This window comes from Pseudomonas sp. FG98 (assembly GCF_057808595.1).
The window spans coordinates 1-10,640 of the sequence record NZ_JBMDIJ010000008.1 but is presented as its reverse complement, the minus strand read 5'-3'; the positions used below and the strand labels follow the sequence as shown (position 1 = coordinate 10,640).

Here is a 10,640-nt window from a genome sequence, read left to right as displayed (position 1 = left end):
GGCATTGCCAGCGATGAGGCCAGATCCGACAACACAAAAAAAGGGGCCAGAATTGGCCCCTTCTTCATTCCGGCTTACGCCGCACTGAACATCTTGTGCGGGTCGATCACGAATTTCTTCGGTACACCCGCATCGAACTCGCCATAACCTTCCGGCGCCTGGTCCAGGCTGATCACCTGCACCCCAACCACCTCGGCGATATTGATGCGATCCCACATGATCGCCTGCATCAGCGCGCGGTTGTACTTCATCACCGGGGTCTGGCCGGTGTGGAAGCTGTGCGACTTGGCCCAGCCCAGGCCGAAGCGGATGCTCAGGGCACCGATCTTCGCCGCGGCATCCACCGCACCCGGGTCTTCGGTGACGTACAGGCCCGGAATACCGATCTTGCCGGCCACCCGGGTGACCTGCATCAGCGAGTTGAGCACCGTGGCCGGAGCCTCGTGCTTGGCGCCTTCATGACCGTGGCCACGCGCCTCGAAGCCGACCGCATCGACGGCGCAGTCCACTTCCGGCTCACCGAGGATATCGACGATCTGCTCGTGCAGCGGCGTGTCCTTGGACAGGTCGACCACTTCGAAGCCCTGCGCCTTGGCATGGGCCAGACGCGCCGGATTGAGGTCGCCAACGATGACGCAGGCCGCCCCCAGCAGGCGCGCCGACGCAGCAGCCGCCAGGCCGACAGGGCCGGCACCGGCGACATACACGGTGCTGCCCGGGCCAACGCCTGCGGTCACCGCGCCGTGGTAGCCGGTCGGCAGGATGTCGGACAGGCAGGTCAGGTCGCGGATCTTCTCCATGGCCTTGTCGCGGTCCGGCAGTTTCAGCAGGTTGAAATCGGCATAGGGCACCAGCACGTACTCGGCCTGGCCACCGGTCCAGTCGCCCATGTCGACGTAGCCGTAGGCGCCGCCGGCGCGGGCCGGGTTGACGGTCAGGCAGACCCCGGTGTGCATCTCCTTGCACGACCGGCAGCGGCCGCAGGCGACGTTGAAGGGTACGGAGACCAGGTCGCCGATCTTCAGGTTTTCGACATCACTGCCCTTCTCGACCACCTGGCCGGTGATTTCATGACCCAGGACCAGGCCGACCTGGGCGGTGGTACGACCGCGCACCATGTGCTGGTCGGAGCCGCAGATATTGGTGGAGACCACCTTGAGGATCACCCCGTGCTCGATCTTGCGACCACGCGGGTCCTGCATCTTCGGATAATCGATCTTCTGCACCTCGACCTTTCCGGAGCCGAGATACACCACTCCACGATTGCCAGACATGCTCTTACCTCGCTTGACTTGTAGTTATGCAGCGTTGGTTGAAGCGCCACCGTCCATGGGCGGCATGTGTTACTGGAATGGGGGAATTGTGGGCTTGGTTGGCGGGGATGCAGTGACTGATTGCGACAGCGGGTTATCTGTAGGCGGCAGGATTTTTGTCGGTTTCAGAAATGCAAATCGCTGGCAAGCCAGCTCCCACAAGGATTCCTGTGGGAGCTGGCTTGCCAGCGATGAGGCCAGTCAGAGCACTACAGTTCGATTGGCGTTCAAGAACACCCGACGTTCAATGTGATACCCAACAGCCCGAGCCAGGGTCAGGCATTCGATATCCCGCCCCTTGGCAATCAGGTCCTCGGGATAGTGGCTGTGATCCACCACCTCCACGCCCTGGGCAATGATCGGCCCTTCATCCAGGTCGTTGTTGATGTAGTGCGCAGTGGCACCGACCATCTTCACGCCCTTGTTGTAGGCCTGGTGATACGGCTTGGCGCCCTTGAAGCCGGGCAGCAGCGAGTGGTGGATATTGATCGCCCAGCCATCCAGGCGCCGGCACAGCTCGGGCGACAGCACCTGCATGTAGCGGGCAAGGATCACCAGCTCGGCGCCGGACTCCTCGATCACCTGCAACACCTTGCGCTCCTGCCCCGGCTTGTCGTGGGGATCCAGCGGGAAGTGGTAGTACGGAATGTGATGCCACTCGGCCAACGGCTTGAGGTCCGGGTGGTTGGAGATCACCGCCACCACGTCCATGCCCAGTTGGCCGATGCGCTGGCGGTAGAGCAGGTCGTTGAGGCAGTGATCGGCCTTGGAGACCATGATCACCACCTTCGGCCGGTGGTTCGGCGCGGTCAGCTCGAAGCCCATGCCGAACGCCTCGCCACGCTCGGCCAGGCCGGCGCGGAAGGCATGTTCGTCGAAGTCCTCGGGCTGGCGGAACTCGACGCGGATGAAGAAGCGCCCGGACAACCGGTCATCGAACGAATGGTGCTCGGTCACATAGCAACGCTGCTCGTAGAGGAAGCGGGTGACCGCGTCCACGGTGCCGAGCAGGCTCGGGCAGTCGGCGGTGAGGATCCAGGTGTCCGGGGCTCGGCTCATGACTGCGCTCCTAGTTTTCGATGGCCAGGCCGTACTCGGCCGAAGCGTCCTGCAGCCACAGCCACCAGTAGTCGGAGAAGCTGCGGCGGATCAGCAGTTCCCAGGTTTCCTCGCCGGTACGGCGGATCACCAGTTGCGACTTGGCAAACACGGTACCGACCGCCTTGCCCACCGGGAAGTTGTTCGGGTGCACATCGTAGCTGGTGGACTTCATCAGTACTTCGCGGACCTTGGGACCGCTCAGTTCCAGCAGGGTCTGCCCGCCGCTGACGTTGACCACCTGGATGTGCTGACCTTCCAGCGCGTCACGCAGAGCATTCTCCACCGGCACTTCCTGGCCGCCGGGAACGATCAGCAGCCACTCGTCCGGGCCGAGCCATTGCAGCGACATGTCGCCGTTGGCGACCACGGTCAGGGCCACCGGCAGCTCCAGGCCGATGGCCTTGAACACGCCGCTGGCGAAGGCCGGGTCATGGCCGTCGCCACGGATGGTCAGGTGACCGAGGAATTTCTTTTCGCGCAGCGTCACACCGGGGTTCTTGCGGCCCTTGCCGACCAGGCTGGACAGGTCGGCGTGGTGCAGCGGCGATTCGGCCTTGGCGTCGGAGCCAGGGCGTTGTTCGTAGACGTTGATGGCGCTCATCTTTTTTATACCTGCCTTGAATTCTGTTGGACCTGTGTCGCTCTTGGGGGCCTCATCGCTGGCAAGCCAGCTCCCACAAGAGCGGTACATGCAGTACCTGTGGGAGCTGGCTTGCCAGCGATTGGGGCCCCACAGGTCGCGCGTCAAACGTTCTGCCGCTCACCCTTCGGATCGAAGAACACCGAGGAACAGATCTCCGCCTCGATCACGCTGCCATCGGCCTGCGGCGAGTAGACCCGCTCACCCATGCGCTTGAGCCCGCCCTTGACCACACCCATGGCGAAGGAATAGCCCAGGGAGTTGGCGGCATAGCTGGAGGTGACGTGGCCAACCATGTCCATCGGGATCGGCTGCTTCGGATCGAATACCAGTTGCGCACCTTCCGGCAGCCACTTGGTCGGATCGACCGGCTTCAGACCCACCAGTTGCTTGCGGTTGTCGCGCACGCAGTCCTCGCGGTTCATGCCGCGCAGGCCGATCCACGAGAACGGCTTGTTGCGGCCCACGCACCAGCTCATGTTGAGGTCGTCCGGGGTCATCGAGCCGTCGGTGTCCTGGCCGACGATGATGAAGCCCTTCTCCGCCCGCAGCACGTGCATGGTCTCGGTGCCATACGGGGTCAGGTTGTACTTCTTGCCGGCCTCGACGATCTTCTCCAGCACGCCCATGGCGTAGTTGGCCTGGATGTTCACCTCGTAGGACAGCTCGCCGGTGAACGAGATACGGAACACCCGCGCCGGCACGCCGCCGACCAGGCCTTCCTTCCAGCTCATGAACGGGAAGGCGTCCTTGTCCAGGTCGATGTCGCTGACTTCGGCGAGCAGCTTGCGGCTGTTCGGGCCGGACAGGGTCAGGGTCGCGTAGTGGTCGGTGACCGAGGTGAAGTACACCTTCAGGTCCGGCCATTCGGTCTGCTGGTAGATCTCCAGCCACTGCAGGACACGCGCCGCGCCGCCGGTGGTGGTGGTCATGATGAAGTGGTTGTCGCCGACGCAGGCGGTCACGCCGTCGTCGAAGACCATGCCGTCTTCCTTGCACATCAGGCCGTAGCGGGCCTTGCCCACGTCGAGCTTGGTCCAGGCGTTGGTGTAGATGCGGTTGAGGAACTCGCGGGCATCCGGCCCCTGGATGTCGATCTTGCCCAGGGTCGAGGCGTCCAGCAGGCCCACGCTGTCGCGCACGGCCTTGCATTCACGGGCCACGGCGGCGTGGATGTCCTCGCCGGCGCGGGGGAAGTACCACGGCCGTTTCCACTGGCCGACGTCTTCGAACTCGGCACCGTTCTTCACGTGCCAGGCATGCAGGGCGGTGAAACGCACCGGCTCGAACAGGTGACCGCAGTGACGCCCGGCGACCGCGCCGAAGGTGATCGGCGTGTAGTTCGGGCGGAACATGGTGGTGCCCATTTCCGGAATGGTGATGCCCATGGAACGTGCGGCGATCGCCAGGCCGTTGATGTTGCCCAGCTTGCCCTGGTCGGTACCGAAGCCGAGGGCGGTGTAGCGCTTGACGTGCTCGACCGACTCGAAGCCCTCGCGGGTCGCCAGTTCGATGGCGGCGGCGGTGACGTCGTTCTGCTGGTCGACGAACTGCTTCGGCGCACGGGCGGTGTTCTTGTCGTGGGGAACCTGGAACAGGGCGACGGTGGCTTCTTCCTGGCGCGCCAGGGTTTTCGGCACGGTCACCGCCGGGGCTTTGAAGCCGGCTTCGCTGGCCGCCAGGGCACCGCCGGCAAAGCCGTCGGCCAGGCTGTCGCCGAGGGCGAAGACGCCGTTGATACCACCGACGCACACGCGTTTCTGCGGTGCATCGCCCGGCACGAAGCCGAGGATGTCTTCACGCCAGACCGGCTTGCCGCCCAGGTGCGAAGCCAGGTGGACCACCGGGCTGTAGCCGCCGGAGCTGGCCACCAGGTCGCAGTCCAGCCACTCGCCGGGGCTGGTGACCTTGTGCGCCTTGACGTCGATGGCGGCAACGCGGGCACCGGTCACGCGCTTGCTGCCACGGGACTCGACCACGGCGCTGGAGGTGAGGATGCGGATACCCTTGGCCCGCGCCTCTTCCACCAGCGAACCACGCGGGTTGTGGCGGGCGTCGGCGATGGCGACCACTTGCAGGCCGGCGTCGTGCCAGTCGAGGGCGACGCGGTAGGCGTGGTCGTTGTTGGTCGACAGCACCAGCTTGCGCCCCGGGGCCACGCCGTAGCGGCGGATGTACACCGAGATGGCGCCGGCCAGCATGTTGCCCGGCACGTCGTTGTTGGCGTAGACCAGCGGACGCTCGTGGGCGCCGGTAGCCAGCACCACGCGCTTGGCGCGGACACGGTGCATGCGCTGGCGCACCTGGCCGATCGGCGCGCGATCACCGAGGTGGTCGGTCAGGCGCTCGTGAATGGTCAGGAAGTTGTGGTCGTGGTAGCCGTTGACGGTGGAGCGCGGCAGCAGGGTGACTTCGCGCATGCCCTTCAGTTCGTTGACCGCCGCCGAGACCCACTCGGCCGCCGGCTTGCCGTCGAGGCTTTCGCGGCTGTCGAGCAGGCTGCCGCCGAATTCTTCCTGCTCGTCGGCGAGGATCACCCGCGCGCCGCTACGGCCAGCGGCCAGGGCAGCGGCGAGACCGGCAGGGCCGGCGCCGACCACCAGCACGTCGCAGTGCTGGTTCATGTAGTCGTAGGTGTCCGGATCGTTCTGCAGCGGCGCACGACCGAGGCCGGCCGCCTTGCGGATGTACTTCTCGTAGGTCATCCAGAACGACTGCGGGTACATGAACGTCTTGTAGTAGAAGCCCGGCGGCATCATCTTGCCGCCGACCTTGCCGATGATGCCCATGACGTCGTTGTTCACGCTCGGCCAGCCGTTGGTGCTGGTGGCGACCAGGCCGGAGTACAGCGCCTGCTGGGTAGCGCGCACGTTGGGGATCTGGGTGGCTTCGCTGGCGCCGATCTGCAGGATGGCGTTCGGCTCCTCGGCACCGGCGGCGATGATGCCGCGCGGACGCGAGTACTTGAAGCTGCGGCCGACGATATCGACGCCGTTGGCCAGCAGCGCGGCGGCCAGGCTGTCACCGGCGTAGCCCTGGTAGGTCTGGCCGTTGAAGGTGAAGTTCAAGACTTTGCTGCGGTCGATGCGACCGCCGCTGGAGAGGCGATAAACCTGGCTCATACCTTTTCTCCCTGGCCATTGGCGACCAACTGCGGGGCGCTGCTCTTACCGGTGACTTGCGGCTTGGCGCCGATCTTGTAGGTTTCCAGGATCTCGTAGGTCACGGTGTCGCGGGTGGCATTGAAGTACTGGCGGCAACCGGCGGCGTGGATCCACAGTTCGTGGTGCAGGCCGCGCGGGTTGTCGCGGAAGAACATGTAGTCGCCCCACTGTTCGTCGGTGCAGGTGTTCGGGTCCAGCGGACGCGGAATGTGCGCCTGGCCGGACGAGTGGAACTCTTCCTCGGACCGCAGTTCGCCGCAGTGTGGACAGAAGATGTGCAACATGAGGGTTTCTCCTGTTAGTGGGCGACAGCGGCTGCGCCGTGTTCGTCGATCAGGGCGCCGTTGTGGAAACGGTCGATGGAAAACGGTTTGGCCAGCGGGTGCATCTCGCCTTTCGCCAGGCTGGCGGCGAAGACATTGCCCGAGCCCGGGGTGGCCTTGAAGCCGCCGGTACCCCAGCCGCAGTTGAAGAACATGTTCTTCACCGGGGTCTTGGAGATGATCGGGCAGGCGTCCGGGCTGGTGTCGACGATGCCGCCCCACTGGCGGTTCATGCGCACCCGGGAAAGGATCGGGAACATCTCGACGATGGCCTGCAGGGTGTGCTCGATCACCGGGTAGGAACCGCGCTGGCCGTAGCCGACCCAGCCGTCGATACCGGCGCCGATGACCAGGTCGCCCTTGTCGGACTGGCTGATGTAGCCGTGCACGGCGTTGGACATGATCACGCTGTCGATGATCGGCTTGATCGGCTCGGACACCAGCGCTTGCAGCGGGTGGGATTCCAGCGGCAGGCGGAAGCCGGCGAGGCGCGCCATATGCCCGGAGTTACCGGCGGTGACCACGCCGACGCGCTTGGCGCCGATGAAGCCCTTGTTGGTTTCCACGCCGATGACGGTGTTGTTTTCCTTGCGGAAGCCGATCACTTCGGTCTGCTGGATCAGGTCGACACCCAGGGCGTCGGCGGCACGGGCGAAGCCCCAGGCCACGGCATCGTGACGGGCCACGCCGCCGCGACGCTGCACGGTGGCGCCGATGATCGGGTAGCGGGTGTTCTTCGAGCAGTCCAGGTACGGGATCTCCTCGGCCACCTGCTTGGCGTTGAGCAGCTCGCCATCGACGCCGTTGAGGCGGTTGGCGTTGACCCGACGCTCGGAATCACGCATGTCCTGCAGGGTGTGGCACAGGTTGTAGACGCCGCGCTGGGAGAACATCACGTTGTAGTTGATGTCCTGGGACAGGCCTTCCCACAGCTTCATGGCGTGTTCGTACAGGTGCGCCGACTCGTCCCACAGGTAGTTGGAACGCACGATGGTGGTGTTGCGGGCGGTGTTGCCGCCGCCCAGCCAGCCCTTCTCGATCACCGCGACGTTGGTGATGCCGTGTTCCTTGGCCAGGTAGTAGGCCGTGGCCAGGCCGTGGCCGCCACCGCCGACGATGACTACGTCGTAGACCTTCTTCGGCGTCGGCGTGCGCCACATGCGCTGCCAGTTTTCGTGGTGGCTGAGGGAGTGCTTGAAGAGGCCGAAGCCCGAATAACGTTGCATGGTTCTTTGCTCCACTCAGCGGTAAACCGGGAAGTCCGCACACAGTGCCGACACGTTGCGCGCCACATCGGCTTCCACATCGGCGTCGCCGAGGTTGTCGAGGATGTCGCAGATCCAGCCGGCCAGGGCCACGCACTGGGCGACCTTGAAGCCGCGGGTGGTGACGGCCGGGGTGCCGATGCGCAGGCCCGAGGTCACGAAAGGCGACTGCGGGTCGTTCGGCACGGCGTTCTTGTTGACGGTGATATGGGCACGGCCCAGGGCGGCGTCGGCATCCTTGCCGGTCAGGCCCTGGCGGATCAGGCTGACCAGGAACAGGTGGTTGTCGGTGCCGCCGGACACTACATCGTAGCCACGATCGATGAACACGCCAGCCATGGCCTGGGCGTTGTCGATCACTTGCTGCTGGTAGGCCTTGAAGCCAGGCTCCATGGCTTCCTTGAAGCACACGGCCTTGGCCGCGATCACATGCATCAGCGGGCCGCCTTGCGCGCCTGGGAAGACGGCAGCGTTGAGTTTCTTCTCGATCTCTTCGTTGGCCTTGGCCAGGATCAGGCCGCCACGCGGACCGCGCAGGGTCTTGTGGGTGGTGGTGGTGACCACGTCGGCGAACGGGATCGGGTTCGGGTACAGGCCAGCGGCGACCAGGCCGGCAACGTGGGCCATGTCGACGAACAGCAGGGCACCGACCTTGTCGGCGATCTGGCGGAAACGCGGGAAATCGAGGGTTTTCGAGTAAGCGGAGAAGCCGGCGACGATCATCTTCGGCTTGTGCTCGACGGCCAGGCGCTCGACTTCGTCGTAGTCGATCAGGCCGGTGTTGGTGTCGATGCCGTATTGAACAGCGTTGTACAGCTTGCCCGAGGACGACACCTTGGCGCCGTGGGTCAGGTGGCCGCCGTGGGCCAGGCTCATGCCGAGGATGGTATCGCCGGCCTGCAGCAGGGCCAGGTACACCGCGCCGTTGGCCGAGGAGCCGGAGTGTGGCTGGACGTTGGCGTAGTCGGCGCCGAACAGCTGCTTGGCGCGCTCGATGGCCAGGGCCTCGACTTTATCCACATGCTCGCAACCGCCGTAGTAGCGCTTGCCTGGGTAGCCTTCGGCGTACTTGTTGGTCAGGCCGCTGCCCTGGGCCTGCATCACGCGCTTGCTGGTGTAGTTTTCCGAGGCGATCAGTTCGATGTGATCTTCCTGACGTTGCTCTTCGGCATTCATCGCCGCCAGCAGTGCATCGTCGTAACCCTGGATCTGGTCTTGCTTGCTGAACATCGCATCTCTCCCGGCAGCGGCATAAGTCTTGTAGGTGGGAGGCCATGACATCGATGGCATCCTTTGCAGCGATGGTATGACCGCCCCCCGCCGGCCAGATGCCTGCGCACGCCACGCAAAGGTGCGTTTACGACATTGTTTTGTCTTGTTTGCGATAGTCCCGGTGCAAGGCCTTTAGGGCCTCATCGCTGGCAACGCCAGCTCCCACAGGGTTCGGCGGCGATCACGCCCTTGTGGGAGCCGGCGTTGCCGGCGATTGGCCCGCAAAAACGACATCGCAACCAGGTTGTATAGGCAACCTCTCAGGCGATGCTTTAGAGTGCTCTCCTGCCTTGCTAACAGGACCCGAGCCATGACAGAACAAAGCCAGCAATTCGCCAGCGACAACTATTCCGGCATCTGCCCGGAAGCCTGGGCGGCCATGGAAAAGGCCAACCAGGGCCACGAACGCGCCTACGGCGACGACCAATGGACGGCCCGCGCCGCCGACCATTTCCGCCAATTGTTCGAAACCGACTGCGAAGTGTTCTTCGCCTTCAACGGCACTGCGGCCAACTCCCTGGCCCTGTCGTCGCTGTGCCAGAGCTACCACAGCGTGATCTGCTCGGAGACCGCCCACGTCGAGACCGACGAATGCGGCGCCCCGGAGTTCTTCTCCAACGGCTCCAAACTGCTCACCGCACGCAGCGAGAACGGCAAGCTGACCCCGGCCTCGATCCGCGAAGTGGCACTCAAGCGCCAGGACATCCACTACCCCAAGCCCCGCGTGGTGACCATCACCCAGGCCACCGAAGTCGGCAGCGTCTACCGCCCCGAAGAGCTCAAGGCGATCAGCGAAACCTGCAAGGAGCTGGGCCTCAACCTGCACATGGACGGCGCGCGCTTCTCCAACGCCTGCGCCTTCCTCGGCTGCTCGCCAGCGGAGCTGACCTGGAAAGCCGGGATCGACGTGCTGTGCTTCGGCGGCACCAAGAACGGCATGGCGGTGGGCGAGGCGATCCTGTTCTTCAACCGCAAGCTGGCCGAAGACTTCGACTACCGCTGCAAGCAGGCCGGGCAACTGGCGTCGAAGATGCGCTTCCTCTCGGCCCCTTGGGTCGGCCTGCTGGAGAATGGCGCCTGGCTGCGCCACGGGCAGCATGCCAACCATTGCGCGCAACTGCTGAGCGGGCTGGTGGCGGATATTCCGCAGGTCGAGTTGATGTTCCCGGTGGAGGCCAACGGCGTGTTCCTGCAAATGCCGGAACCGGCGCTGGAGAAGCTGCGTAATAAAGGCTGGAGGTTCTATACCTTCATCGGCAGCGGCGGGGCGCGGTTCATGTGTTCGTGGGATACCGAGGAGGCCCGGGTGCGGGAGCTGGCGGCGGATATCCGGGCCGTCATGCAAGCCTGAGTTTTTACTGCGCTCCAAGGCCTCATCGCTGGCAAGCCAGCTCCCACCGGTTGTACGTCTGACCTGGATCCTGAGGTAAACCGGGATCCCTGTGGGAGTCCGCCCAGCCTTTCAGGCTGCGCTCTCGCGCAGAGAACAGGTCTAAAAGCGACGCGAACCCTGTGGGAGCGGGTTTACCGGAACGCCGGACCGCCGCGATTGCCATGGTGAG

At 64.6% G+C, this 10,640-nt stretch carries 8 protein-coding genes; 1 reads left to right on the top strand and 7 read right to left on the bottom strand.

Annotated features, from left to right (window positions below):
• Positions 1-74: 74 nt before the first annotated feature.
• From fdhA to ACODSK_RS08170, 7 genes are all read right to left on the bottom strand, one after another.
• Positions 75-1,274: a formaldehyde dehydrogenase, glutathione-independent gene (gene fdhA / locus ACODSK_RS08200; RefSeq protein ID WP_489015233.1), complete on the bottom strand. Its 1,200-nt coding sequence runs from the start codon at positions 1,272-1,274 to the stop codon at positions 75-77.
• A gap of 240 nt (positions 1,275-1,514) precedes the next feature.
• On the bottom strand, positions 1,515-2,372 hold the full coding sequence (gene purU / locus ACODSK_RS08195; protein ID WP_489015231.1) for a formyltetrahydrofolate deformylase: 858 nt from the start codon (positions 2,370-2,372) through the stop codon (positions 1,515-1,517).
• Between the two features lie 10 nt (positions 2,373-2,382).
• The gene (locus ACODSK_RS08190) at positions 2,383-3,015 is read right to left on the bottom strand and encodes a sarcosine oxidase subunit gamma (protein ID WP_489015229.1); all 633 of its coding nucleotides are present in this window, start codon (positions 3,013-3,015) and stop codon (positions 2,383-2,385) included.
• Positions 3,016-3,158: 143 nt separating this feature from the next.
• Positions 3,159-6,176 carry a sarcosine oxidase subunit alpha gene (locus tag ACODSK_RS08185; RefSeq protein WP_489015227.1) on the bottom strand — a complete coding sequence of 1,006 codons (3,018 nt, stop codon included), beginning with the start codon at positions 6,174-6,176 and terminating at the stop codon, positions 3,159-3,161.
• Positions 6,173-6,502: a sarcosine oxidase subunit delta gene (locus ACODSK_RS08180; protein WP_075801683.1), complete on the bottom strand. Its 330-nt coding sequence runs from the start codon at positions 6,500-6,502 to the stop codon at positions 6,173-6,175. Before ACODSK_RS08180 ends, ACODSK_RS08185 begins: the two co-directional genes overlap by 4 nt.
• Before the next feature lie 14 nt (positions 6,503-6,516).
• Positions 6,517-7,767 carry a sarcosine oxidase subunit beta family protein gene (locus tag ACODSK_RS08175; protein ID WP_009404115.1) on the bottom strand — a complete coding sequence of 417 codons (1,251 nt, stop codon included), beginning with the start codon at positions 7,765-7,767 and terminating at the stop codon, positions 6,517-6,519.
• A 15-nt stretch (positions 7,768-7,782) separates the two neighbouring features.
• The gene (locus ACODSK_RS08170; protein WP_489015415.1) at positions 7,783-9,036 is read right to left on the bottom strand and encodes a serine hydroxymethyltransferase; all 1,254 of its coding nucleotides are present in this window, start codon (positions 9,034-9,036) and stop codon (positions 7,783-7,785) included.
• A 352-nt stretch (positions 9,037-9,388) separates the two neighbouring features.
• Here ACODSK_RS08170 and ACODSK_RS08165 point away from each other — a divergent pair, with 352 nt between their 5' ends.
• Positions 9,389-10,429 carry a threonine aldolase family protein gene (locus ACODSK_RS08165; RefSeq protein ID WP_489015225.1) on the top strand — a complete coding sequence of 347 codons (1,041 nt, stop codon included), beginning with the start codon at positions 9,389-9,391 and terminating at the stop codon, positions 10,427-10,429.
• Positions 10,430-10,640 lie beyond the last annotated feature (211 nt).